At 59.9% G+C, this 25,436-nt stretch carries 26 protein-coding genes; 15 read left to right on the plus strand and 11 right to left on the minus strand.

Annotated elements, in window-relative coordinates; genetic code table 11:
* Positions 1-492: 492 nt before the first annotated feature.
* The 6 genes from CPY51_RS07670 (at position 493) to CPY51_RS07695 (ending at position 5,781) form a co-directional block, all read left to right on the plus strand.
* Positions 493-831 carry a hypothetical protein gene (locus tag CPY51_RS07670; RefSeq protein ID WP_111159686.1) on the plus strand — a complete coding sequence of 113 codons (339 nt, stop codon included), beginning with the start codon at positions 493-495 and terminating at the stop codon, positions 829-831.
* A gap of 166 nt (positions 832-997) precedes the next feature.
* Positions 998-1,201: a hypothetical protein gene (locus CPY51_RS07675; RefSeq protein ID WP_111159687.1), complete on the plus strand. Its 204-nt coding sequence runs from the start codon at positions 998-1,000 to the stop codon at positions 1,199-1,201.
* Between the two features lie 202 nt (positions 1,202-1,403).
* Positions 1,404-2,210: a pseudouridine synthase gene (locus CPY51_RS07680; protein ID WP_111159688.1), complete on the plus strand. Its 807-nt coding sequence runs from the start codon at positions 1,404-1,406 to the stop codon at positions 2,208-2,210.
* On the plus strand, positions 2,211-2,918 hold the full coding sequence (locus CPY51_RS07685) for a phosphoribosyltransferase (RefSeq protein WP_195909466.1): 708 nt from the start codon (positions 2,211-2,213) through the stop codon (positions 2,916-2,918).
* Between the two features lie 139 nt (positions 2,919-3,057).
* A complete protein-coding gene (locus CPY51_RS07690; protein WP_111159759.1) occupies positions 3,058-4,008 on the plus strand; it encodes a phosphoribosylaminoimidazolesuccinocarboxamide synthase in 951 nt (316 codons plus the stop codon).
* A 339-nt stretch (positions 4,009-4,347) separates the two neighbouring features.
* Entirely contained in the window at positions 4,348-5,781 is a 1,434-nt protein-coding gene (locus CPY51_RS07695) for an efflux transporter outer membrane subunit (RefSeq protein WP_111159689.1), read from the plus strand.
* Between the two features lie 426 nt (positions 5,782-6,207).
* On the opposite strand, the gene CPY51_RS07700 is transcribed toward CPY51_RS07695, so the two are convergent.
* The 4 genes from CPY51_RS07700 to CPY51_RS07715 all read right to left on the minus strand — a co-directional run bounded on the left by CPY51_RS07700 (position 6,208) and on the right by CPY51_RS07715 (position 7,914).
* Positions 6,208-6,450, minus strand: a complete 243-nt coding sequence (locus CPY51_RS07700) for a DUF982 domain-containing protein (RefSeq protein WP_111159690.1) — start codon at positions 6,448-6,450, stop codon at positions 6,208-6,210.
* Between the two features lie 330 nt (positions 6,451-6,780).
* Positions 6,781-7,104 carry a hypothetical protein gene (locus CPY51_RS07705; protein ID WP_111159691.1) on the minus strand — a complete coding sequence of 108 codons (324 nt, stop codon included), beginning with the start codon at positions 7,102-7,104 and terminating at the stop codon, positions 6,781-6,783.
* A 180-nt stretch (positions 7,105-7,284) separates the two neighbouring features.
* Entirely contained in the window at positions 7,285-7,545 is a 261-nt protein-coding gene (locus CPY51_RS07710; RefSeq protein WP_111159692.1) for a DUF2171 domain-containing protein, read from the minus strand.
* 102 nt (positions 7,546-7,647) lie between these two features.
* Entirely contained in the window at positions 7,648-7,914 is a 267-nt protein-coding gene (locus tag CPY51_RS07715) for a hypothetical protein (protein WP_111159693.1), read from the minus strand.
* 212 nt (positions 7,915-8,126) lie between these two features.
* Between CPY51_RS07715 and CPY51_RS32240 the strand changes: the two genes are divergently transcribed.
* Positions 8,127-8,459 carry a hypothetical protein gene (locus CPY51_RS32240; RefSeq protein ID WP_146260094.1) on the plus strand — a complete coding sequence of 111 codons (333 nt, stop codon included), beginning with the start codon at positions 8,127-8,129 and terminating at the stop codon, positions 8,457-8,459.
* Positions 8,460-8,546: 87 nt separating this feature from the next.
* On the opposite strand, the gene CPY51_RS07725 is transcribed toward CPY51_RS32240, so the two are convergent.
* From CPY51_RS07725 to CPY51_RS07745, 6 genes are all read right to left on the minus strand, one after another.
* A complete protein-coding gene (locus CPY51_RS07725; RefSeq protein WP_111159695.1) occupies positions 8,547-8,789 on the minus strand; it encodes a hypothetical protein in 243 nt (80 codons plus the stop codon).
* Between the two features lie 37 nt (positions 8,790-8,826).
* A complete protein-coding gene (locus tag CPY51_RS07730) occupies positions 8,827-9,090 on the minus strand; it encodes a hypothetical protein (protein WP_111159696.1) in 264 nt (87 codons plus the stop codon).
* Positions 9,091-9,239: 149 nt separating this feature from the next.
* Complete coding sequence (locus CPY51_RS32775; RefSeq protein ID WP_195909467.1) at positions 9,240-9,410, minus strand: hypothetical protein; 171 nt, start codon at positions 9,408-9,410, stop codon at positions 9,240-9,242.
* A 69-nt stretch (positions 9,411-9,479) separates the two neighbouring features.
* On the minus strand, positions 9,480-10,262 hold the full coding sequence (locus CPY51_RS07735; protein ID WP_111159697.1) for a membrane-anchored protein: 783 nt from the start codon (positions 10,260-10,262) through the stop codon (positions 9,480-9,482).
* 109 nt (positions 10,263-10,371) lie between these two features.
* Positions 10,372-11,223: a 3-deoxy-manno-octulosonate cytidylyltransferase gene (locus CPY51_RS07740; RefSeq protein ID WP_111159698.1), complete on the minus strand. Its 852-nt coding sequence runs from the start codon at positions 11,221-11,223 to the stop codon at positions 10,372-10,374.
* A gap of 18 nt (positions 11,224-11,241) precedes the next feature.
* Positions 11,242-11,928, minus strand: coding sequence for a glycosyltransferase family protein (locus tag CPY51_RS07745; RefSeq protein ID WP_111159699.1), 687 nt, complete (start codon positions 11,926-11,928; stop codon positions 11,242-11,244).
* 466 nt (positions 11,929-12,394) lie between these two features.
* On the opposite strand from CPY51_RS07745, the gene CPY51_RS07750 reads away from it, so the two are divergent.
* The 8 genes from CPY51_RS07750 (at position 12,395) to CPY51_RS07785 (ending at position 24,400) form a co-directional block, all read left to right on the plus strand.
* Positions 12,395-14,710 (plus strand): transglycosylase domain-containing protein, encoded by a 2,316-nt coding sequence (locus CPY51_RS07750; RefSeq protein WP_111159700.1) that lies wholly within the window; start codon positions 12,395-12,397, stop codon positions 14,708-14,710.
* Positions 14,711-15,068: 358 nt separating this feature from the next.
* Positions 15,069-16,988, plus strand: a complete 1,920-nt coding sequence (dnaK, locus tag CPY51_RS07755) for a molecular chaperone DnaK (RefSeq protein ID WP_111159701.1) — start codon at positions 15,069-15,071, stop codon at positions 16,986-16,988.
* A gap of 84 nt (positions 16,989-17,072) precedes the next feature.
* Entirely contained in the window at positions 17,073-18,215 is a 1,143-nt protein-coding gene (gene dnaJ / locus CPY51_RS07760) for a molecular chaperone DnaJ (RefSeq protein WP_111159702.1), read from the plus strand.
* 116 nt (positions 18,216-18,331) lie between these two features.
* On the plus strand, positions 18,332-19,888 hold the full coding sequence (locus tag CPY51_RS07765) for a DHA2 family efflux MFS transporter permease subunit (protein WP_111159703.1): 1,557 nt from the start codon (positions 18,332-18,334) through the stop codon (positions 19,886-19,888).
* A 124-nt stretch (positions 19,889-20,012) separates the two neighbouring features.
* Positions 20,013-21,254: an SAM-dependent methyltransferase gene (locus tag CPY51_RS07770; RefSeq protein ID WP_111159704.1), complete on the plus strand. Its 1,242-nt coding sequence runs from the start codon at positions 20,013-20,015 to the stop codon at positions 21,252-21,254.
* 693 nt (positions 21,255-21,947) lie between these two features.
* A complete protein-coding gene (gene recF, locus CPY51_RS07775; RefSeq protein WP_111159705.1) occupies positions 21,948-23,072 on the plus strand; it encodes a DNA replication/repair protein RecF in 1,125 nt (374 codons plus the stop codon).
* Positions 23,073-23,117: 45 nt separating this feature from the next.
* Positions 23,118-23,882 (plus strand): molybdopterin-synthase adenylyltransferase MoeB, encoded by a 765-nt coding sequence (locus CPY51_RS07780; protein WP_111159760.1) that lies wholly within the window; start codon positions 23,118-23,120, stop codon positions 23,880-23,882.
* Positions 23,879-24,400 carry a GNAT family N-acetyltransferase gene (locus tag CPY51_RS07785; RefSeq protein WP_111159706.1) on the plus strand — a complete coding sequence of 174 codons (522 nt, stop codon included), beginning with the start codon at positions 23,879-23,881 and terminating at the stop codon, positions 24,398-24,400. Before CPY51_RS07780 ends, CPY51_RS07785 begins: the two co-directional genes overlap by 4 nt.
* Here the strand turns inward: CPY51_RS07785 and CPY51_RS07790 are convergent.
* Entirely contained in the window at positions 24,354-25,355 is a 1,002-nt protein-coding gene (locus CPY51_RS07790; protein WP_111159707.1) for a 2-hydroxyacid dehydrogenase, read from the minus strand. The two genes, CPY51_RS07785 and CPY51_RS07790, sit on opposite strands and share 47 nt — an antisense overlap.
* Positions 25,356-25,436 lie beyond the last annotated feature (81 nt).

Raw genomic sequence — 25,436 nt, forward strand, 5'->3', positions numbered from 1 at the left:
ACGAGACAACCGCCTTCCAGCAAATCACCCCAGTCCCGTCCATCAGTTTCTCAAGAAACCCTAGAACGAAGCAGTTCGTCGCCAGCAGCGCCGCCGCCCTCGTCAGTGATCGGGCTTATAGACCCTACCCACAGAACTAGTCAACACACCCAATCACAAGTTTTTTGACAATTTTGTAACAGACTGTTTTTGTTATCTTTTTACGATGATCGACGGGGAGCTTTGGAGCCAACCCGCGAGGAGGCTGCCGCTTGCTCGTTAAAATATTGTCCAGATGGTCAAAAATCGCTGTCCGCCGCAGATGTGTCACATCGCATTCACTGACGATTGTCGGATTTCGCCATTCTGTCCCGCAGTAAAAGGCCCCAAATACCGGCCGCGGCCAGGGGACGACGGCAGCGGCGCGGGCTTTCGGGGCGAAAACCATCGAAAAATTGGAACCGAAACCCGTATCGCGGTGTTCTCTCGGGGAACCATACTAAGGAGATCACCATGGCTACCAACACCGACGACATCAGGAATTCGATGAGCAAGGACGTTGCAGCGCTTCAACAGGAGGTGTCGCGCCTGCAGAAGATGATTTCCGCTCAGGGCACCGAAGCCTATTATGAGCTCAGGGACCGCGCCGGCAAGATCTACGACGATGCAGCGCCGAGGGCGAAGACCGCGGTTGCGCAAATCAAGGCCGGCAGCGTCGCCGCCGCCGACGCTGCGCGGGAGAACGCAGCCGCCACGACGACGGCGCTGGTGCTGGTCGGCGCGATCGGTTTCCTTGCCGGCTATCTGCTCGGCGGAAATTCTCAGCCGCAACCGCGAAACTGGTGGCGATAGGGCACTCTATGTCGGCTGGCCTATGGCCGCCGGCAACCTACTTCTCATTGAGCCCGCCTTAGTGGTGGGCTTTCGCTGTTTTCCGCGACGGCGCGCTCTATATATGTCTCACAAAAACCAAGATTTCGGGGGCGTAATAAGGGGCATAAGAGCTGGGAGGAAAACAATGAATATCACGAGACCGGAGTGTATCGTCGAAGTCAGCGTCAACCGCGCCGGCGTGAGCCGCGCCGTTGGTATCATGAGCATGCGCCAAGCGCTCGAACTGCCTGACATTCCCGACCTTAGCTATACCCATCCGGACCCCGTTAAGGCGGCCGCCGGTGTTGCGCTCAATCGACAGGAACTTGCGAGCTTCCTGCTAAACTGAGGGCAGATTGGCACAACCAGCGGGCGCTTGGCACAACCGGTGCGGCGCGATGGTGGTCCTTGCTCGAAGGACTTGACTGCTGCTGTTCGTTTTAGTGTGCTCAGCGGCAAACCTGCTTATTTCAGCGGCCGTGATTTGCGATATGCGAAAAGGCGTGCGAAAGGATCGGGAGCATCTTTTCTGGGGCAAGCGGGAATAGCGAGTGAACCAGCGGCGTCCTGCGCAGAACGCACACAGAGCCACGAGAGGCCGCGATGAGCCGGGCGGCAGGCGCGCGACCCTTTCGCGTGCATTGTCGAAGCTTGGTTATTGTTCGCGAACGCAAGCCGAAGCGCTGATCGCCGAGGGACGCGTCAGCGTCGACGGGCGGAAGACGACGGATCCTGCCACCTGGGTCGATCTCGACCTTGCCATGATCGCCGTCGACGGCGCACCGATCGCCGAGGAAAAGAAGCTCTACCTGATGTTGAACAAACCCCGCGGGCTGGTGACGACGCGTCACGACCCCGAGGGTCGGCCGACCGTATATGATTGCCTCAAGACCTTCGACGGACCGCATATCTCACCGGTTGGGCGGTTGGACAAGGCAAGCGAAGGGATGCTTCTCTTCACCAACGACACGATACTGGCGCAGGCGCTGCTCGATCCGATCACCCATGTCACCAAGACATATCATGTGCAGGTCGACCGGATCATGGATCCCACGCTTCTCTCACGAATGACGACGGGGATTATGGATGACGGCGAGCTCCTGACCGCGACGTCCGCGCGCCTGCTGCGGAGCGGCGATCGCAATGCCTGGATCGAAGTCGAGCTCAAAGAGGGCCGCAACCGGCAGATTCGCCGGATGCTGGAGGCGCTCGACGTCGAATGTCTCAGGCTTGTGCGGGTGGCAATCGCCGACCTGGTGCTCGGCGACCTGGCAAAGGGCGCTGTTCGTTCGCTGAGCGAGACCGAGGTCCGGCTTTTGCGGCAGAAGACCGGTGTGGAAAAGTTGAAGCGGAACTAGATGCCAGACAATTTGAACGCCTTGCAGCCCCATGATTTCTGGCAAGAGATCCATCCGGCCGGACATTTCACGACGGGCGGCGATTTCTTTGACTTCTATGTGGCGGAATTTGACGACGGGCGGCAACTGCGATTGCCGATCCGGGTTCTTGCCGAGGGAGATCGGGCGCTGGCTTCACTGATCATCAATCAGGCAAGCTTCTCCGTCGTGGATGAATTGGCTTCTGTCCTTGCGAAACAGATATCCGCCCTGGAAATCGAGGTGGTTGCCGGCCTGCCGACGCTCGGCCTGACGCTTGCAAGCGCCGTTGCCCAAAAACTCGGGCACGACCGCTATGTGCCGTTCGGGACATCGCGCAAATTCTGGTATCGCGAGGAGCTCTCGGTGCCACTCTCCTCGATCACCACGCCGACCCAGCAAAAGAGACTATATATAGACCCTCGCATGCTGCCGTTGCTTGCGGGCCGGCGGGTGGCGCTGATCGACGATGTCATCTCCAGCGGCGCCTCCATCGTCTCGAGCCTGGAATTGATGACTGCCTGCGGCATCGAACCCGTCGTCATAGGCGCTGCCATGCTGCAATCCGATCGCTGGCGGCAGCGGGTCGGCGCCTTCGACGTCACGTGGATAGACCGGATCGTTGGGGTATTTTCGACGCCGATCCTGCGGCGATCGCCAAATGGTGGTTGGCAACCGGAGCGCACATAGAGCGCCGCGTATTCGCAGGGAGGCGCCAAGGCCGCACGATGCTTGCTTGACATCGGCGGTCAGCAAATTAAGGGTCGGCAATAGAAGCGCCCATCGACCCGGGTGCGAAAGCCAGATTGGTGCCAGATTGGTGAATGCGTTGCGAATTCTCTCCGAAGCTTATTTTGAGGAACTGCCCAATTACTACGGCGGCAAGGTGCGCGAGAATTATGACCTGCCGGATGGGCGCCGCATCATCATCAGCACCGACAGGCTCAGCGCCTTCGATCGCATCCTCACCTGCATTCCCTACAAGGGGCAGGTGCTGACCCAGACCGCGCGCTATTGGTTCGAGGCGACGAAGGATATCTGCCCGAACCATGTTCTTGAATATCCGGACCCGAACGTCGTCATCGGCAAGCGTCTCGATATCCTGCCTGTCGAGATCGTTGTGCGCGGCTATCTTGCCGGCACGACCGGAACCTCGATCCTGACGCTTTACAAGAAGGGTCAACGGGAAATGTACGGCATGCGACTTCCGGACGGCATGCGCGACAACCAGATATTGCCGCAGCCGATCATTACCCCGACCAGCAAGGAATTCGACGGAGGTCACGACGAGCCGCTGACGCCAGGCGAGATCATCGAGCGCGGGCTGTTGACGGCGGCGCAATGGCAGACCCTGTCGGACTACGCGTTCGCGCTGTTCAAACGCGGCCAGGAAATGGCGCTTGCCCGCGGACTGATCCTTGTCGACACCAAATATGAATTCGGCACCGACGAAACCGGCGCCATCATTCTCGCCGACGAGATCCATACGCCTGACAGCAGCCGCTATTGGCTGGCCGACGGCTACCAGGCAAGCTATGAGCGAGGCGAGCGACCGGCGAGCTTCGACAAGGACTTCGTGCGCGCCTGGGTCGCGGCGCGCTGCGATCCCTACAAGGACGCAATACCCGAGATTCCGCTCGAACTCATCGAGCAAACGTCGAAAGTTTACATCGCAGCGTTTGAAGCGATCACCGCGACCAGTTTCATTCCCGACGACCGTGGCGACACGCCGCGCGACCGGGTTCGCGCAAGCCTCAGTTCATATTTTCCTGAGAGCTGACGTAGGGTTAGCTAAAATTTATCGGCTTCCATCCCCGGTCAAACCGGCTCGGACAGCGAATCGAGGGCGAGCATTTCGCCGGATTCGTAGTCGCCAGAGGTATGCTTTTTGCAACACTTGCTAAAATTCGTTATCCGCAAACGCCATTTGCCCCTATGCAGCCCCCAAACGGCCGGATCAAATTGCGAAAGGCACTGTGCTATTGCGAAACTGGTTGCTAGATTGCCGCGACTGCGTCGGACGATCTGCACCACTTGCGGATTGGCGTGTTCGTGACACGAAGTCATAACGACTTCGTTAACATACTGATGATGTGTTTAGAATTGTGGGAAAAAAGTGATGGTGTCCATTCGTACAGCCGCCCCTGCCCTGCTGCTTATCCTTGCAGGCTGCGTTAGTGGGCCGGATCATAAGCCACCGGAAATGCCGTTGCCTGCCAAATTCTCGGAAGGCGGCGTGAAGGCCACCGGAGACGTCGCCAGCACGGCCTGGTGGACGGCATTTAGAGACCAGCGTCTCGAGGGTTTCGTTAGTACGGGCCTCGCACAAAGCGTGCAGATCATGCAGTCGATCGAAGCCACCAATGCGGCACAGTCGAATGTCACCGTTGCCGGCGCGGGATCGCTCCCCAGCCTGCTTGTCGGCGCTTCCCATACGACAAGTGGCCAGATGGGCAATCTGCGCACGCAGACTTCGACGCAGAACACCACCGGGGGCAGCGCGACCGCCTCATGGCTGCTCGACCTTTTCGGCCAATATCGTCGCGCCCGAGAAAGCGCGCTCGATTCATTGGACGCAGCATATGCGACTGTGGACGTCACGCGTCTTGCCTACCTGCAGGATCTGGTCAACAGCTACATCAACGGCCGATATTTTCAGGCTCGCATTTCCATTGCGCGGGAGAACCTCAAGTCTCGCCGCGAAACACTTGAGCTGACGAAGTTCCAGCTCGACGCCGGCGCTGCTTCACGCCTCGACGTGGTTCAGGCCGAAGGTCTTGTCAATTCGACACTGTCCGAGATCCCAGGTCTCGAGATCAGCTTCCGCCAGGCCGTGCATCATATCGCCACGCTCCTCAACGTGCCGCCGGCGACTGTTATCGCCGACATGCAGAAGGGCACCACGCAGCCAGTATTCCGCGGCAGCGTCAGCACCGGCGTTCCAGCAGATCTCATCCGCAACCGTCCCGATATCCGCAAGGCCGAGCGTGAACTCGCTGCAGCAACGGCCTCGATCGGTGTCGCCGAGGCGCAGCTCTACCCGACGCTCTCGCTCAGCGGCGCCATCTCGCCCTCCTACGTTCATACGTCGCTCGGCCATGGCGGACTGACAACGTGGTCCTTCGGTCCTCAGATCAGCCTGCCTATTTTCGACGGTGGTCTGCTGCGCGCCAACGTCAAGATCGCTGAATCGAACGCTCGCGGCCAGTATCTCAACTGGAAGCAGACCGTACTGACGGCTGTGGAACAGGTTGAAAACGCCTTGTCGGCCGTCAGCCGTGACGCCCAGACGGTTGCGGCGCTGCGCGCGCAGGTCAAGTCCTATCAGGAAGCGCTCGAGCTCTCGACCGCCAGCTACAAGGACGGCGCCTCCTCGCTGCTCGACGTACTGGATGCACAGCGATCGGTGACGGACGCGCAGGAAAGCCTGGCCCAGGCTGTTCAGCAGAGCGCGACCGACTATGTCGCCCTGAACGTCGCGATCGGCGCCGGCTACGTTGCAGCCAGCCCGGATGCAGCAAAGCCCGTCAAGGTTGCCTCCAAGGCAAACTAACAAGGGTAGCCCGGCGTCACTGCCGGAAGAATCAAAAACGCCGCGACATCGTTCGCGGCGTTTTTGTTTTGGGCCTGTAGGAAACAAACAAAAAAGGCGCCCCGCTCAGAGCGAGGCGCCATGCATATCCAGATAAACAAAAAGGCCGGAATAACCCGGCCTTTCGTCATCCGCCCTCACATCAGTGCCAGTACATCCGTGGTCAAAGGGAAAGCGGAACTGCAGCAAGAATGATAGCGAAAGGTTAACACTGGGTTAACGCTTCTGCACATCACTCGGAACATCATCATGTCGCGTCAATCGCGACAACTCATGTTCGGTGGCTGCATGACTTGACAGGAATATGGTACGCAAAATCATATTTTCAAGGCCAGCCCATCAAATAGGCCGGCTGCGGCAACGGCGTGGCTATCTCCGTGCGCGCCTTTAGTGCGTCGTCAGATGCGCTTCCTGCGTCGCAGAGATGAACATCTCGCGAGCCTCTTCGGCGGATCGACGACCATCCATGGCCGCACGGCAAACACTCCTGGCCGCCACATAAAGCGGACCCCGGCGATCCGGCCACATCTCGGAAAGGCAACGTAGCGCCTCAGAGGGACCGGTTACTGTTTTGGCGCCGCCTTGGGCGAAACCGACTTCGATCGGATTGCTCCACTTGATATGCCGCATGAATGTCTCTCCTCCACACGTTGTCCCAATTGGGACGCCGTCCTTCCAGACAGCATCACCACTATAACCTCAATCCGCTCTTACGGAAATATGGGCAAATGGAAATTGATCGCTACCGATGATGGTCCAGTGCGACGCGTTTGGCGTCAACGGGAGAAAGCCCTGCGCGCAACGCCAAGCGCTCAAGACCGTAAAAATAATCCAGCTGATCAAGGAGCCATAGCTCCATTCGCTCCAGCATGAGTGGTCCTCCTGACTCTTTACTGTCAGTAGAACGTTGCAGCTTGGGCGAAGTTCCGGACCGGGCGGGTCCGGCTCGGCGGTCGCGAGCTAGAAATTCGAGCGAGCGCCGTCGGCCGCTATCATTTGGAACGTGGTTCCGTTCGTGACGATGGAAGCACAGCGTGTGCTACCTTCCGGCGATCGAATGCAAATCTGGCCGTTGGTGACCTTGTATCCCTTTGCGCTGCCTGCCTTGTAGGTAAACCCATTCGGCTTCACTGTCCCGACAGCATTGGGGCCGAGATGTGCAACTATTTCCGCCTTGGTCGCCGGGCGCATGCCGGAGGAGGCCGCCGCTGCAGGCGCAGCGCCAACCATTGCCACCGCAGAGGCGCATAGCACGGCCAGAAAAGCATTCTTTGCAATATTCATAATATATATCCTACCGATACCGGAACGAACGGGACCCTGTCGAGAGCCGACACAGCGGGAGAAATAGGACATATCAAGCTCGAAAGATACCGTTTTTGCCGCAGCGCACAAACGGCCGCCCGATTTCCACGGCGACGGCCGCTTTGATTTCAGGCTTTGACAAGCAAGGCTACCCAGCCACTAATCGGCCGCTTTGCCATCTTCCTCTTCCTCGAACGTCAGTGCGACGTCGGCGTTTGCCGACAGTCGGACATCGTTGCCTTCGATTTCAGCCACCAGGCCGAGGGAAATGAAGTGATGGTGGCCCTTGTGCAATCCCTCGCCGCTATCCCTTTTCGTCAGCTTGATGCGGCCGCCCTCGACGTGGTCAACCGTTCCAAGATGCACGCCATCGGCGCCGATGACATTTGCATGCTCTTTAATCTGAGTTGCGTTGATCATTTCATTCTCCCTTGCAGATGCGTGATAACGCGCGACACCGCTTTTGGATGCGCGGGTCTGAAAAGATAGTTCCATCGGCAGACGCAGCGGCGCGACCGAATTTCAAAATGGCGGCGTGGCATATTCCCTGCTGACCAGCTTCAGGCTGCGATCCGGCTGAAGAATATAGGTCTCGTACACATTCCTCCCCAGCTGGTCGACGAAGTCATGCCGCAGCCGACTACCGATTGGCGACAGCAGGAGCTTCGTTCGCGGTTGACCGCCGTAGGTTATGCTGCCGGGGATCGGCTGCAACGGCTCCGACGTCTGGCTGCAGCCGGCGAGACCCAGGATACACATAAACGCCAGCAGGTTTCGGGTTGTCGCCATATTTTTCCAAGCTCTCTTGGCTTCGCCAACATAGCGCGAAAGGCTGGGGCGTGCCGACACAACGGGATGGTAAGTCCTATTGCAGTTGATAGCTAGGGTCGGAGCGGCAAGTGACAAGATCGTGAAACGGATGTTGCGAGGAACAGAATACGCCTTGGCACGTTTATCAGCCATAGCGCATAGAAATTTGTGCTAACGAAGGAGTAAATAAATTGAAATTTGTTCACAAAATTGCATTGACCGCGTCGCTGATCGCAGGCTCGGTGTTCTACGTTGCCGGGTCCGCTTCTGCGCTTCCCCTTTCCCCCCTCGACGGCACTGGGGATACCCAGATCATCCAGGTTCAGCGCCATGGTTCGGGAAACAATCAATACTCGGGACGCTACGACGACGAGTGGAAACACCGTCACTATAGAGAGCGAAGCGACTGGCATCGCGAACGGTGGGATCGGGATCGGCGTCATTCCCGGGATTGGGATCGATACCACGACCGGGACCGAGACCGCTATCACCACAGCCGCAGCGGTGTGACGATTCAGTTCTAAGAATTTCGGTCCAAAGATTTTGGAGCCCCGGTCCGGGGCTCCTTACTTTTCGGCCGCGCGCTGCCCGCTACAATTGGCTGACGGCAGCTACGGTTTGAAAATCGCCTTCAGTCGATCGAGATCGCCGACCTTCAGTTCGTCAGGCGCGATATCAGTACGATGCAATATCCTGAACCACTCGGCGGCCTCGCGGATATTGGCCGCGTAGGGCTGAGGATATTCGCTGAGACCCAGCACCCATTCCCGAACCGTCTCACGCTCCATGCGCCCCGCATTGTAGCGCGCGTGGATACTGCCGGCGGACGAAATCAGATCTTCCACGTTTTTCAAATGGTATTCCCTACGCGTTCTACGACCGACGCCCCGGTCAATGCAGCGGCGTTTCCGGTTCTTCCAGAAAAGATCTGATACCATCTCGCTCGACCGTCGCGAGAAATTCCTCGTAGGCTTCCCGGTCTGTCGCAAACAGCTCTTCCCACACAGTCAGGCCTTCGTCCTGGTCAATAACCTCGAGCGACCAGCCTCCGGTGCTGCCGGCGGGACGAAAAATGTCGACGAGAACCGTCACTCCATCTTCAGTGAACTCACCTGCGAAATCAGAATGTTCCTGTTTCGGATCTTCTTCCGTCATATCTCTTTCCTCGAAGTGCCGTCCAGTGGCAGCCAAGCGCGCAAGAACTATCTGGAGCGTCGGAAAGTTTCAAGCTTGCGGCCTTCCGATAGATCGACGATTTTTGTCCGATGCCCGGGCAACCGCCGGACAATGGCGGCCCTCGTGCCTCAAGGATTTGCCTGCGGCAGCGGAGGGTCGTTCGGGTTGACGTCGTCGCTCGGCTTTATGATAGGCGGAACCGGCGGCTCTTCCTGGCCACGATCCGGAAGACCTGAAGTAAGCGGCGGGCTGCGCGGGCGCTCCGTGTCGGGCTGTGGAACAGGATCTCCATTGGACATGATCGATCTCCTTTGCGAGGAAACGACATCGTCAAGAATTGGTTCCGGGTCGGACACCCCAGGGACAGCTCAGCCGTTTTGATCGACCGCGCGACGAGACCCGTCTGCGTCCAGTGTCCGGATCGCCGCGATCCCTTTCCACAAGGGTATTCCGATCGCATCCGAAACGGCCGGGTCTGAGGTGTAAAGCGGATAGCCCAGATGCAACAATCGTTGCAGCACCTGCTGGTCCATCTGGACATGCTGGCGCACTAGATTTGCCTGGTTGTAGCTATGGCCGCCGGAAGCAGGATTGATACCTGTTATGATGACCGCAGCGGCGCCGTTGTAGAGCGCGAAAAGTACGGCATTGATGCCGTTCGAACATTTCGAATCGGCGTCGAGCTCAAAGGATTTCAGGCCGACGACCTTGTCGAGGAGAGCCATCCGCTCGTAGCGATCGACGATCTCCAGCTCCGCGTATCGATAGTCGAACGCCTTGAGACCTTCGATCAAGCGCTGCCGTTCTTCCTTCCGCCAGAGCAAGACATAGAGTCGCCCGGTTTTCTGGCCGGTTAGCACCCTTCGAACATGGACGGCGTTGGTGTTGGTGCCCTCGATCTGGTTGAACTGCACCAGGGTTACATCGGGTGCCGCAATGCCCCAGGCGGCCGTCGCCGCCTGCGAGCCGTTGATCGTGATCACCCGGAAGCTGGCGTCGAAATCTAGCGGTTTGTTGGATACAGGCGCTGAACCTACGACCAGCACAGGACCATCGAAAGGCACGGGAAGCGTGGGCGGCTCGGGCTTGCATAGCCGATACTTCACCTTTCGGTAGAGCAATTTCCTCAGGTCCAGAAGCGACCCTGCCATGCGTTCATTCCCCCACTCAGCGCTCGGCTTTCCTTTGAAGCCCGAGATTGGTTATCAGTCGAGCGGCGCTTGCCGCTTCGCGGATGGATTTTGCTCCCATCCCGATGGCCTAACGTCGCTTGAACATCTTTGGTTTCAGGCGTCGGGCAAAATCGTCAAAGGCTCGAATGAAATTCGTCAGGGAAATCAACTTGTCGATTTCCGCATTTGCGTTGCCGAGCCGTTCGGAGAGAACATCCGCGATGGCAAGCGAGATTTCGGACGAAGGGATGTCTGGAAAGCGTTTCGCCAGCGCCGCGTAGGAATTCCTGGCGACGCCGCCGTGAACGGAGATTTTGCCAAGCTGTGCGAAGAGGCGCAGGAAGACCTGTTCGAACGTCCAGTCGTGAACGGAAACGACCTTCCACTTTGCGCTCCGCCGTGCCGAGAAGCCGGCCAGCACGATAGATCCAGGCAGGCCGAGATCGCTGAGCCACAGTGCCATGGCAAAGCCGGAAGTCGGCAATTTGTCTTCCGGGTAGAAATCGCCGCAGAAACCGACCAGATCGAGATGGCCAGTCGGATTGTTCTCGTAGTCGGCGGCCGTGTTTAGCTTTTCGTCCGCATGGATCCGAAGGTTCATGATCCCAAGAAAGCGATCCTTGGGGAAGAACTTGACGACCTCGCCAACCTCGCGACGATAGACGATGTTGGCGCCCCTCGGGCCGCCGCGCGAAATCAGCAGCGCATTGCCCGTGAACGGCCGATCGAGCACCTTGTAGACCTTGTTGAAAAAGACGAATAGCGCGCTTTCCGGGAAGGCATCCTGAAGCTCGTCGATCCGGACCTCGTCGCTGTTTGCAACGAGGACGATATGCGAGAAGGCAGCAAAGATCGCTCGCCAATCCTGCGTAGCCGTCAAGCCCGAGGTAGCGCCAGCGACGGGCGGCACCCCAAAATCGGTCAGCGAACCCGCCGCCATGTCATGTCCCATTGCAGTCTATTTCTGCTGAACGAAGAGCATGCGCTCACGCATGGCGAACCATTCGTCTGCATAATCATCGTTGCGATACTCGTCGAAATACGGACCGCCATCTGTGAAGTGGACGTTCTTGGCGTCGGCGCGGTATTCGTATTCGTTGACGAGGTAATTCCACGTCACCGGCAACTCGCCGATCTGGTCTTCGCTTTCCAACCACTTGAACTGGTGCAACTGCAGCCCGGTGGCGGTGTTGACGTAGTCCTTGGTCAGGGCCCGGCACTTGGCGTTGTTGAAAAGGATGAAGCTCGACCAGTTCTTCTTTTCGTACTTGGTCTGCGTCTGTCCGAGGAACTTCGTCTCGACCTTGGGCTGGTAGTCGTGCTTCACGCACATCGCCGCATAACGATCGTCACGAAGCTTCCAGAGCTCGGCGATATCGGCGCGCGCAAGCATGTCGCAATCCATGAAGATGCTCCATCCCTCGTAGTTGCTGAGGTAGGGAACCAGGAAGCGCGAGAAGGAAAACTCGGTGGATTGCAGCGGGTTTCGTTCACGGGTGAAGACGCCCTTGAGGTTGTCGAGAACGATAGGCGAAAAGACCACCGGGATGGATGAATGCTCGATTATGCTCTGCGAAAGAACATGATAGGCAACGACTTCCTTTGAATCGAAACCGACAAATATACGCGCAACATCATCCGACATGCTTTCTCCGCAAGTATCCGTGGACTTTGAGGTCCGGGCAAAATTATCATTCGTGCGACGCCGGTTACCCGCCGGGCGAAGCCAAAGCGAATGTGAACCTAATGCAACGGTATCTAATAAAGCAATCGCGTTTGTCGATAACCTTATGGATTTGGCGGATCATAAAAAGTTACGGACCGTTACAAGACGGATCATAAAGAGTTTCAAACCGTTACAAGGCGAATGCCCGCGACATAAGGAAAGCTGAGCCGAAGTCTCGGGGGAATGCAGCTCGCCGCGCGGCAAAGCAGTGGGCACGCTTTTGCGAAACCCGCTCTTAACCACACCTTAAATCGCCGCATTTACAGTTCACGCGGACGGTGGGGTCGTCGCGGCTTTTTGTTGAGAGGCCGGATTTTTCGAGGCGACGGCATGGGTGCCGGATAGACTATTCCGCTGGAACCATCGGGGGTACGACCGGTCCGCAATGGCAGGCAAGAACAGATCAGGCCAGAGGATAGAACCCTCTTTCGCGGGCACGGATGGGCGCGGCGATGACGAAGTGACGGTCGATGCCGGCGATCGCATCAGCGGGCGACCCGCTACGCGCTCGAACAGGTCAAAATCTGCCAAGGGACGAGGCTCGAGGCGACGCGGAAAACGGCAGAAACCGGAAGGCCGCGGCTTTTTTGGTGCCATTCGATCGCTGGTCTACTGGTGCCTCGTATTGTCGATCTGGGTCGGCGTCGGGGTCGGCGGTCTGGTCCTTTATTATGGATCGCGCATGCCGAGTGCCAGCACCTGGGAAATTCCGGCAAGGCCTCCGAACGTCAAGATCAACGCCATGGACGGCTCGGCACTTGCCAATCGCGGTGCGACCGGCGGCGAGGCCTTGGCACTGCAGGATATGTCGCCGTTCATTCCGGAGGCGATCGTCGCCATCGAGGACCGCCGCTTCTATTCGCATTTCGGCGTCGACCCGATCGGCCTTGCCCGCGCGCTCGTCACCAACGTCGTCACCGGCCACACGGTGCAGGGTGGCTCGACGCTGACGCAGCAGCTCGCAAAGAACCTGTTTCTTTCGCCGGACCGGACGCTGGAACGGAAGGTGCAGGAGGTGCTGCTCGCCCTCTGGCTGGAGCACAAATATACCAAGGACCAGATCCTTGCGATGTATCTCAATCGTGTTTTCTTCGGCTCGAATGCCTTTGGCGTCGAGGCCGCCTCGCGGCGTTATTTCAACAAGTCGGCGCGCGACGTGAACCTTGGCGAGGCGGCAATGCTCGCTGGGCTTGTCAAGGCGCCGTCGAAGCTGTCGCCGGTTCGCGATCCGGCCGCCGCGCAGGCGCGCGCCGAGATCGTGCTGCAGGCAATGCGCGACCAGGGCTACATCAGCGATGCCGACATCAAGACGGCGATGTCGCAACCGCCGACGAGGGCGAAGAGCTATTGGAACGGCGCGCAGAACTACGTCGCCGACATGGTGATGGATCAGCTGCCGGGCCTGATCGGGGACGTCAAGGAGGACCTCGTCGTCGAGACCACTGTTGACATGGCGCTGGAAAAGAAGGCCGAGGATTCGCTTTCCGACGTGCTCGATCGCGATGGAAGGAAGCTTGCGGCATCGCAGGCCTCGCTGGTGTCGGTCGACGGCAACGGCGCGATCCGCGCGCTGGTCGGCGGCCGGGACTATGCCGAAAGCCAGTTCAACCGCGCGGTCACCGCAAAGCGCCAGCCTGGCTCGGCGTTCAAGCCATTCGTCTATGCGGCCGCGATGGAGATGGGGCTGACGCCGACCTCGGTGCGCAACGACGCGCCGGTGAAGATCGGCAACTGGACGCCTGAAAACTACGAGCAGAAATATAACGGCGTGGTGACGCTGGCGACAGCGCTTGCCCATTCGCTGAACACCATTGCCGCGCAGCTGGTCATGGAAGTCGGACCACCGCAGGTGATCAAGCTTGCGCATCGGCTCGGCATCGAATCCGAGCTGCAGGACAATGCCTCGATCGCGCTCGGCACTTCGGAAGTCTCGCTTCTGGAGCTGACCTCTTCCTATGCGGCCTTCATGAACGGCGGCTACAAGGCAACGCCGCATGTCATCACCAAGGTGACGACAGCAGCCGGAAAGGTGCTCTACCAGGCGAATTACAGCGATCCGCCGCGCGTGCTGAGCGAGACGGTCGTTACCAACATGAATTCGATGATGGAAGGCGTGATGACCTTCGGCACGGGCAAGTCCGCCCGCATCCCCGGCTGGCAGGCGGCCGGTAAGTCGGGAACGACGCAGTCCTTCCGCGACGCCCTCTTCATCGGCTTCACCAGCAATCTGACCACAGGTGTCTGGTTCGGCAATGACGACGGCAAATCGATGAAGAAAGTGACAGGCGGCGGCCTGCCGGCCAAAGCCTGGAAGGAATTCATGATTGCCGCCCACAAGGGCCTGACGCCGACACCCCTGTTCGGCGATGGCAGGATCATCGACAATGGTATGCCGGTGGCGCAGGCCGGGGCTCCTTCGGGCGACCAGACGACGATCAGCAGCATCATTTCCGGCGTCCTCGGCGGCGATGGCGGGTCCGCAACGGCGACGCCGCAGCCGCAGGCCCAGGTTCGGACACCGGCGGCAGCCGGCCAAGTGGTTCCTGCCGAAGAACCGGTCGACATGCCGCCGCCGGCACCCGGCGACGACAACAACCCATACGCGTCGCAGGGCATGGTGCCGCCGGCTGATGTCGGAGACCAGCCACCCTCGACGCGGCCGCGAAGGACGACGCTTCTCGACCTGATCATGGGGCGATAGAGTATTTTCCGAGAAAGTGGATACCGGTTCCCCGATCGAGGAAATGCGACAAACAAAAGGCTTTGAAGCGCCTTTTTCGCATTGGCTCTTGCATGCCCGGCGCAAGGCTGGTCTGATATCGGAATCCGTTCTCTTCAGAACGCCTGAAGCAACCTTCCGGCGAATTGAATTTTAAGGGGCAAAGCACTTGTTTTGCTGGATTCTGGCTCATTTACTGCCTTGCAGTCCGTAAAATCGCTACTTATATACCCGACATCACCGCAGTCATGACTGCGCAATCCTCAAGACCATCCCGTAAGGGGCTGTCAATGGAATGCCTGACCGGGGTTTCGACAGCTTGCTTCAAGGAGAGAATGACATGGCAAAAGTAATTGGTATCGACCTTGGAACGACGAATTCCTGCGTCGCCGTCATGGACGGCAAGGATGCAAAGGTTATTGAAAACGCTGAAGGCGCACGCACCACACCTTCCATGGTGGCATTTACCGACGATGGCGAACGCCTTGTCGGCCAGCCGGCCAAGCGCCAGGCGGTCACCAACCCAACGAACACCCTGTTTGCAGTCAAGCGCCTGATCGGCCGCCGCTACGAAGACCCGACCGTCGAGAAGGACAAGCATCTCGTTCCCTTCAATATCGTCAAGGGCGACAATGGCGACGCCTGGGTCGAAGCCAATGGCAAGGGCTATTCGCCTGCGCAGATCTCCGCAATGATCCTTCAGAAGATGAAGGAAACCGCGGAAGCCTATCTCGGCGAAAAGGTCGAAAAGGCCGTCATCACCGTTCCGGCCTACTTCAACGACGCGCAGCGCCAGGCAACCAAGGATGCCGGCCGCATCGCCGGTCTTGAAGTTCTCCGCATCATCAACGAGCCGACTGCCGCAGCGCTCGCCTATGGCCTCGACAAGAAGGAAGGCAAGACCATTGCCGTCTACGACCTTGGCGGCGGTACCTTCGATATCTCCATCCTCGAAATCGGCGACGGCGTCTTCGAAGTGAAGTCGACCAACGGCGATACCTTCCTCGGTGGTGAAGACTTCGACATGCGCCTCGTCGAATATCTGGTCGCCGAATTCAAGCGCGACAACGGTATCGACCTCAAGGGCGACAAGCTTGCCCTGCAGCGCCTCAAGGAAGCCGCTGAAAAGGCCAAGATCGAGCTGTCCTCCGCACAGCAGACCGAAATCAACCTGCCGTTCATCACTGCCGATGCCACCGGCCCGAAGCATCTGACGCTGAAGCTTACCCGCTCCAAGCTCGAGAGCCTGGTCGACGATCTGGTCCAGCGCACGATCGCGCCTTGCAAGGCAGCCCTCAAGGATGCCGGCGTCACCGCGGCCGAGATCGACGAAGTCGTGCTCGTCGGCGGCATGAGCCGCATGCCGAAGGTGCAGGAAGTCGTCAAGCAGCTGTTCGGCAAGGAGCCGCACAAGGGCGTCAACCCGGATGAAGTGGTTGCCTTGGGCGCTGCTATTCAGGCCGGCGTTCTGCAGGGCGACGTCAAGGACGTTCTGCTCCTCGACGTTACCCCGCTGTCGCTCGGCATCGAAACGCTCGGCGGTGTCTTCACCCGCCTGATCGAACGCAACACAACGATCCCGACGAAGAAGTCGCAGACCTTCTCGACGGCCGATGACAATCAGCAGGCCGTGACGATCCGCGTTTCCCAGGGCGAACGCGAAATGGCGCAGGATAACAAACTGCTCGGCCAGTTCGACCTCGTCGGCCTGCCGCCGTCACCGCGCGGCGTACCGCAGATCGAAGTCACCTTCGATATCGACGCCAACGGCATCGTCCAGGTTTCGGCCAAGGACAAGGGCACCGGCAAGGAACAGCAGATTCGCATCCAGGCATCCGGCGGTCTTTCCGATGGCGACATCGAGAAGATGGTGAAGGATGCCGAGGCACATGCTGCCGAAGACAAGAAGCGTCGCGAGGGTGTCGAAGCCCGGAACCAGGCTGAAAGCCTGATCCACTCCAGCGAGAAGTCGCTGAAGGATTACGGCGACAAGGTTTCCGAGGCCGACCGCACGGCGATTTCCGATGCGATCACGGCCCTGAAGGCAGCATCGGACGCCTCTGATCCGGATGCCGAAGACATCAAGGCGAAGACCCAGACCCTCATGGAAGTTTCCATGAAGCTTGGCCAGGCGATCTACGAAGCCCAGCAGGCTGAGGGTCCTGCAGCCGGCGCCTCCGCAGAAGGCCATGACGACCACGTCGTCGATGCCGACTACGAAGAGATCAAGGACGAGGACGACCGCAAGCGGTCTGCATAAGCGCGAACCGCGAAACGGTTTTGCGGAAACTCAGATCCGGCTGCCTCAGGCAGCCGGAAATCCATTTCCGGGGTCTATTCCTGCATGGCAAAAGCAGACTATTACGAAACACTGGGTGTCGCCCGGACAGCGGATGAGAAAGACCTCAAGGTCGCTTTCCGTAAGCTGGCGATGAAGTTTCATCCGGATAAGAACCCAGATGATCACGACGCCGAGCGTAAGTTCAAGGAAATCAACGAAGCTTACGAAACGCTCAAGGACCCGCAGAAGCGGGCAGCCTACGATCGTTACGGACATGCGGCATTCGAACATGGCGGCATGGGCAACGCAGGCGGCTTCGGCGGCGGCGGAGCCGGCGGCTTCTCGGATATTTTCGAAGACATCTTCGGCGAGATGATGGGTGGCGGACGGGGACGCGCGCGTTCCTCCGGCGGGCGCGAACGCGGCGCCGATCTTCGCTACAACATGGAAATCTCGCTCGAGGAATCCTTTGCCGGCAAGACCGCGCAGATCCGCGTGCCGACGTCGATCACCTGCGACGTCTGTTCGGGATCGGGCGCAAAGCCCGGCACACAGCCCAAAGCCTGCGCCACCTGCCAGGGCTCCGGCCGCGTGCGCGCTGCCCAGGGCTTTTTCTCGATCGAGCGGACCTGCCCGACCTGCCACGGCCGCGGCCAGATCATTCCCGACCCGTGCAGCAAATGCCACGGCCAGGGTCGCGTCACCGAGGAGCGCTCGCTCTCCGTCAACATCCCGGCAGGCATCGAGGACGGCACGCGCATCCGCCTTCAGGGCGAGGGCGAAGCTGGAACACGCGGCGGACCGGCGGGCGATCTCTATATCTTCCTGACGGTAAAGCCGCACGAGTTCTTCCAGCGCGACGGTGCAGACCTTTATTGCGCAGTCCCGATCTCGATGACGACGGCAGCGCTCGGCGGCACCTTCGACGTTGCCACCCTCGACGGCACGAAATCGCGCGTCAGCGTTCCCGAGGGGACACAGGTCGGCAAGCAGTTCCGCCTCAAGGCGAAGGGCATGCCGGTTCTTCGTTCGGCACAGATCGGCGATCTCTACATCCAGATCCAGATCGAAACACCGCAGAAACTGACAAAGCGGCAGCGCGAGCTGCTGCAGGAATTCGAACAGATTTCCTCCAAGGACAATAATCCGGAATCGACCGGGTTCTTCGCCCGCATGAAGGATTTCTTCGATACCCTCAGCGATTGATGGCGGCGACATCGGAATTTGAGAGCCGGAGTGGAAACACTCCGGCTTTTTTATTGGAAGCAATCGGCCGTGACGTAATGCTAGTCTGCCCAACATGATTCCGGGAGCGCCCTGCAATGTCTGATGAATTCGCGCAGAAGCCGCCTGCCTTCGGTATCTGGGCCGGCTTCATCGCCATGTGCGTCGGCATGTTCATGGCCATCCTCGACGTGCAGGTGGTGGCGACGTCGCTGCCGACGATCCAGGGTGCGCTCGACATCCCGCCGGATCAGATGAGCTGGATACAGACGGCCTACCTGATCGCCGAGATCGTCGCCATTCCGCTGACCGGCTTCCTGACGCGGCTACTCGGCATGCGCCGCCTGTTTGTCATTGCCATTTCGATCTTCACGCTGGCGTCGGTCGGCTGCGCCATCAGCAGCGGCTTTGCGGAACTGATCTGCTGGAGGGTTCTCCAGGGTTTCTCCGGCGGCACGCTCATTCCCGCCGTCTTTTCGGCGGTGTTCATCCTGTTCCCCGTGAGGCAGCAGGGCGTAGCCACGACGCTCGCGGGCGTGCTTGCCGTCCTTGCTCCGACGGTCGGCCCGATCGTCGGCGGCTGGATCACCGAGACCTATTCCTGGCACTGGCTGTTCCTCATCAATGTCATCCCGGGCATCGCTTCGGCAATCTTCGCCTGGAGCCAGCTGCCGAGAGCGGCAATGCAATTGAGCGAAGGCCGCAAACTCGACTTCCTGTCGCTCGGCATGATGACGATCGCACTCGCGGCACTCGAGATTGCCCTGAAAGAGGCGCCGGAGCGCGGCTGGAACTCGGGGCTCGTTCTCGGATTGCTGGTTCTGAGCATCGCCAGCGCCGCGGGCTTTGCCGGAAAGACGCTTCGCGCCGACAGTCCTGTCGTCGATCTCACCAATTTTGCCGACCGCAACTTCACCATCGGCTGCATCCTGAGCTTCACGCTAGGGATCGGCCTGTTCGGCTCCGTCTATCTGATGCCGGTGTTCCTGGCTTTTGTTCGTGAGCATAACGCGCTCGAGATCGGCACCGTCATGCTGGTGACCGGGCTGGCACAGCTATTGACGGCGCCTATTGCCGTCGCGCTCGAGCAGCGCGTCAATGCCAGGCTTCTCTCGGCCGCGGGCTTTGCCTTCTTTGCCGTCGGCCTCGGGCTCAGCGCGCTTCAGACACCGGAGACCGATTATGCGGAAATGGTCTGGCCGCAGGTGATACGCGGGCTCGCGATCATGTTCTGCCTGCTGCCGCCGACGCGGCTCGCTCTCGGCAGCCTTACCGAAGCGCGCGTGCCGGATGCCAGCGGTCTTTTCAACCTTATGCGCAACCTTGGCGGCGCCATCGGCATCGCCCTGATCGACACCGTGATCTACAGCCGCTCGCCGGTACTCGGCCGGACTATCGTCGACAAACTGTCGGCCGGAAATGTCGAGACCGCGAAGTTCGTCGGCATCCCGCTCGGCATGTTCGCGGCACGGCCGCCAGGGCCGATCGATGCGGACACCATGGCGATGCTCCAGCCGCTGGTCGAGAAGGCGGCCTTGACGCAAGCGATCAACGAGGCCTGGGCGATGATCGCTATTTTGACGATTGCAGCCCTTGTCTGCATTCCGTTTGCCCGCAAGCAGGGGACATCGAACAATGCGGCAAGGTTGCATTGATAAGATTGGAAGCTCCTCGGCGGGACGTCGATATGTCTCGCGTTTTGCGATAAGCCGATGATAGGATACGGCGATTGTGTTCGGGCGCCGTTCCAGAGGCGTCTCCCATTACGAAAGATGCCGCATGTTTCCGCTTTCTCATATGATGAAATCCTTCATACGCAAGGGCCGCCTTACGGTCATCGACGCCGACGGAAAGCGGCATGAATTCGTCGGCACGCCGGGTCCGGAAGTAACGATGCGGCTGACCGACAAGAAGCTGTACCGGACGCTGGTCTTCAACGCAGAGCTTGCAGCCGGCGAAGCCTACATGGACGGGACGATGCGCTTCGAGGAGGGCTCGACGCTCCGCGATTTCCTGACGCTGTTTTCGGTGAACCGCCTGTCGCTCGGCTCCTATCCGATCCAGAAGATCCTGCGTTCGATCAAGATGCGCTTTCGCAAGAGCCAGCAGTCGAACCGCAAGGGCCAGGCCCAGCAGAACGTCGCGCATCACTACGACCTCGGCAATGATTTCTACAAGCTCTTCCTCGACGACAACATGCTCTATTCCTGCGCCTATTTCCGCAGGCCGGGAGAGACGCTGGAGCAGGCGCAGCGCAACAAGCTCCGGCTCCTCGCAAGCAAGCTCGGCCTCGAGGCCGGGATGAAGGTGCTGGATATCGGCTGCGGCTGGGGCGACCTGGCGCTTTATCTCGCAGCGCTCGAAAATGTCGAAGTTCTCGGCGTGACGCTCTCCAAGGAGCAGCAGGCATTGGCGTCGGAGCGGGCGCAGAAGGCGGGGCTTTCCGAGCGGGTGAAATTCGAGCTCCGCGACTATCGTGACGTCACCGGGCCGTTCGACCGGATCGTCTCGGTCGGCATGTTCGAACATGTCGGCGTCCACCACTATGACGAATTCTTCTCCAAGGTGAACTCGCTGATGGCCGATGACGGGTTGGCCGTGCTGCACTCGATCGGCCATATGAGCCCTCCCGGCATGGCAAGCCCATGGCTTAGAAAATACATTTTCCCCGGCGCCTATTCACCGGCCCTTTCGGAAGTCTTCGAGGTGGTCGAGCGCAACAGCCTGTGGGTCACCGACCTCGAATTCCTGCGTGTCCACTATGCAACGACGCTGCAGCACTGGGCCGAGCGCTTCGAAAAGAACCGCGACGCGGTGATCGCCCTTTACGACGAACGCTTCGCCCGCATGTGGGAATTCTACCTGATCAGCGCCGAGATGATGTTCCGCACCGGCAGCCAGCTGGTCTTCCACATGCAGCTGTCACGCACCCGCGACGCTGCCCCGATCGTCCGCGACTACATAACCGACAAGCAGCGCGCCTATATCGAGCGGGAGCAGACGCTGAATCTATCGATCTGATTCGGGGGGATGGGTCAGGTCATTCAACTTTCGCCTAGTTACCCCCCCTCTGTCGGCCTGGCCGACATCTCCCCCACAAGGGGGGAGATCAATATGCCGAGGGCGCGGCATCCTCCAATCTCCCCACCCGTGGGGGAGATGTCAGCGCAGCTGACAGAGGAGGGCGTTGTGGCTCCGTCCGTCAATCTTTTCAAGGGAATCACATCGCCGTTTTCCCCGTTCCCTCCGCCCGTGCCTATACTCTCCGCGTTCCACCCTCGGATACACCGGTCTGCGTTGCCGGCGAGGTGGGGCCGGTGCTTTCTGGGGTGGCCTTGACGCGGGGCGCTTCAGGATGGGTCCGCAGAAAACGATCCCCTCCCGCCTGAAACAGGGCGGGGCGTGCCCTGCATTGGCACATACGGGATGGCGACAACCTCGCCATCTCCCAGAGGATCTGCAGTTGTGGATAAAAACCACCGAACGGGGCACATCGAGTGTCACTTAAACTATTCAACACCCAGGGCATTCGATGTGTCCCGGCCGATCTCATTCTCAAAACACGGATGGATTCCATCGCGTGGCCGAAAGTCGATGCGCAAACGGGACACGAGTCTCTCACCCAGGACAGCTGCGACCGCCCGATCGCCGGGCAGGCTTGCCATCGCAGTCCGTTGGGCTTAGCTCTCACGCTTCATTCTGGTCTGGATCATCATGCCCCGCAAGGTTTCCCTGTCTCTCCTGAAGCTTACCGACTTCCGCAATTACGCGGTGGCGGCACTGGAGCTGGACGACCGGCATGTCGTGCTGACCGGAGACAACGGTGCCGGCAAGACCAATCTCATGGAGGCGGTGTCGTTTCTGTCGCCCGGCCGGGGCCTGCGCCGTGCGGCGTATGCGGATGTCACCCGGGTCGGCGCGACGAACGGCTTCTCGATCTTCACGAGGATCGATGGAATGCAGGGCGACGTGGAAATCGGCACCGGCGTCGACACGACAGACGAGACTGCGGCGCGGCGGCTACGAATCAATGGAACGACTGCCAAGACGGCCGACGAGCTCACCGACCATCTCCGTGTCCTCTGGTTGACGCCCGCCATGGACGGGCTTTTTACCGGAGGTTCTTCCGACCGACGCCGGTTTCTCGACCGGCTGGTGCTGTCGCTCGATCCCGCGCATGGACGTCGCGCCAGCGATTTCGAACGCGCCATGCGCGGCCGCAACAAGCTTTTGTCCGAAGGACGGTTCGATCCGGCATGGCTTTCCGGCATCGAGGAGCAGATGGCAAGCCTCGGCATCGCCATGGCCCTTGCCCGCCAGGAAATGCTCGGGCTTCTATCGCGCCTGATCGAGGAGAGCGGCGAGGAAACACCCTTTCCCTCCGCCTCCCTCAAGCTCTCGGGTTTCCTGGACGACCAATTCGACCGCGCAGCCGTGGACCTGGAAGACCAATATTCCGGGATGCTGAGAGATGGGCGATACCGCGACGCCGCTGCCGGCCGCACGCTGGACGGTCCGCATCGCGCCGATCTTCTGGTACGGCACCGCGAGAAGGAGATGGAGGCAGAGCGTTGCTCGACAGGCGAACAAAAGGCGCTGCTGGTGGGCCTTGTGCTTGCCCACGCGAGGCTCGTCGGCAATCTGACCGGCCACGCGCCGATCCTGCTGCTGGACGAGATCGCCGCGCATCTCGACGAAGGTCGCCGCGCCGCGCTGTTCGACCTCGTCGACGGGCTTGGCGGTCAGGCCTTCATGACCGGCACGGACAGGGCGATGTTTTCAGCGCTGGGCGACCGCGCCCAGTTCCTGACCGTCGCGCATGGCGGCATATCCTTGTGAAGAAGGGCCCTTTTCATCATGGAAATTGAAGGTAGCATGACCGGCATGGACCCTTTGACACCCGATGAAATCGCTCGCTACCAGCGCCATATCCTGCTTCCCGAAATCGGCGGGGCCGGGCAGCAGAAACTCAAGGCTGCGCGAATACTGGTGATCGGTGCCGGCGGTCTCGGGGCTCCCGTGCTGCAATATCTGGCTGCGGCGGGCGTCGGCACGATCGGTATCGCAGACGACGACCGGGTCTCGTTGTCGAACCTGCAGCGACAGGTGATCCACGATACCGGGACGATCGGCGAAATGAAGACGCAGAGTGCGGCCGATGCGATTGCAAGGCTGAACCCGCATGTCCGCACCGTCCGCTTCGAGGAACGTTTTTCACAGGAGACAGCGGCCGGACAACTTGCCCGATTCGATCTCGTAGTCGACGGTTCCGACAATTTCGACACCCGCTATGCCGCGGCGGATGCGGCTGAAGTAGCGCGCAAGCCGCTGGTGACGGGCGCGGTCGGCAGGTTCGATGGTTCGCTGACCGTGCTGAAACCCTACGAAGCGGCGGCGGACGGCACGCTCAACCCGTCCTACCGCGACCTCTTTCCGACACCGCCGCCGGCTGGCCTCATCCCTTCCTGCGCGGAGGCCGGCATCGTCGGCGCACTGACGGGAGTGATCGGAACCCTGATGGCCATGGAGGCGATCAAGCTCGTCACCGGCATCGGCGAGCCGCTGGTCGGACGCCTGATGCTCTACGACGCCTTGTCCGCCCGGTTCGACACCGTGCATTACAAGCGCCGGCGGACGAAAGCCGAATGACCGACGCCACCTTGATGCGGCTCGACGAATCTTTCAGCCAGTGGGACGCGCTGCTGGATTTGATTGTTGCTTCCTTTGCCTACATGAATGATCTGATCGATCCACCTTCTTCGGCGCTGGCTTTGACGCCGCAATCACTGAAGCAGAAGGCAGAAGTGGAGATAGGCTACGTCGCCCTTGAAGGCGAAGCCATGATCGGCTGCATCTTCTGCCGGCCGGAGGATCAGTGTCTCTATATCGGCAAGCTTGCCGTTCTCCCGGTCGCACAGGGCCGCGGCATCGGGAAACAGATGTTGACCCTTGCCGAAGAGATGGCGCGGGAAAGATCGCTCCCGGAGCTTCGGCTCGAAACCAGGATCGAACTTACCGGCAATCACGCTGTGTTCACCACCTGGGGCTTCAGGAAGACCGCGGAGAATTCCCACCCCGGGTTTGATCGCACGACGTCGATCGAGATGAGGAAGACGCTGGCTAGCGCCCCGGCAGCACGCGGTTTGGCGGCCGATGACCGTCGATGAAGGCGCGGATGTTGATGATGACCTTGTCGCCCATCTCGATACGCCCCTCGATCGTGGCGGAGCTCATATGCGGCAACAGCACGACCTTGCCCTCGTGTGCCAGCTTGATGAGCTTCGGATTGACGGCTGGCTCGTTCTCGAAAACGTCGAGGCCGGCGCCGGCGATCTTGCCTTCGCGGAGGATCTTGATCAGCGCCGCCTCGTCGATGATATCGCCACGGGCCGTGTTGATGACGTAGCTCGTCGGCTGCAACAGGGCGAGCCGCCGTGCCGAGACCAGATGGTAGGTCGCCGGTGTCGAAGGGCAGTTGACCGAGACGAAATCGACGCGCGCCAGCATCTGGTCGAGGCTGTCCCAGTAGGTCGCCTCCAGCTCGTCCTCGGTCGCCGGGCTGACGCGCTTGCGGTTGTGATAATGGATCGAGAGGCCGAATGCCTTGGCCCGCCGGGCAACGGCGGTGCCTATGCGGCCCATGCCGACAATGCCGATGCGCTTGCCAAACAGGCGTCGCCCCAGCATCCAGGTCGGCGACCAGCCGGCCCATTCGCCAGGCTTGTCGGTCAACACCCGCGCACCTTCGGCAAGCCGCCGCGGAAGCGCGAGAATGAGAGCCATGGTCATGTCGGCCGTGTCTTCGGTCAGCACGTTTGGCGTATTGGTGACGGTGATGCCCTTGCGGGCGGCGGCGTCGATATCGATATGATCGACACCGTTCGAGAAGCTGGTGATCAGCTTCAGCTGCGGCCCCGCCTGCTCGATCAGGGCCGCGTCGATCCGATCCGTAACAGTCGGAACGAGTACGTCGGCATACTGCATAGCCGCTACGAGTTCGGCTGCCGAGCGCGGGGTGTCGTCGATATTCAACTCTGCATCGAACAGCTCGCGCATTCGCGTTTCAACCGCATCCGGCAGCTTGCGCGTGATGTAGACCCTTGGTTTTTTCTTCGTCGTCATACCGACTTGTGAAGCCTTGTTCAGAGGTCCTTAACCAAGACCAGCCATAATTTTCACGTTCCGGGCAGTTCTACCAGACCC

The organism is Arminella tubonensis (genome assembly GCF_003240585.1).
Taxonomy (GTDB): Bacteria; Pseudomonadota; Alphaproteobacteria; order Rhizobiales; family Rhizobiaceae; genus Rhizobium; species Rhizobium tubonense.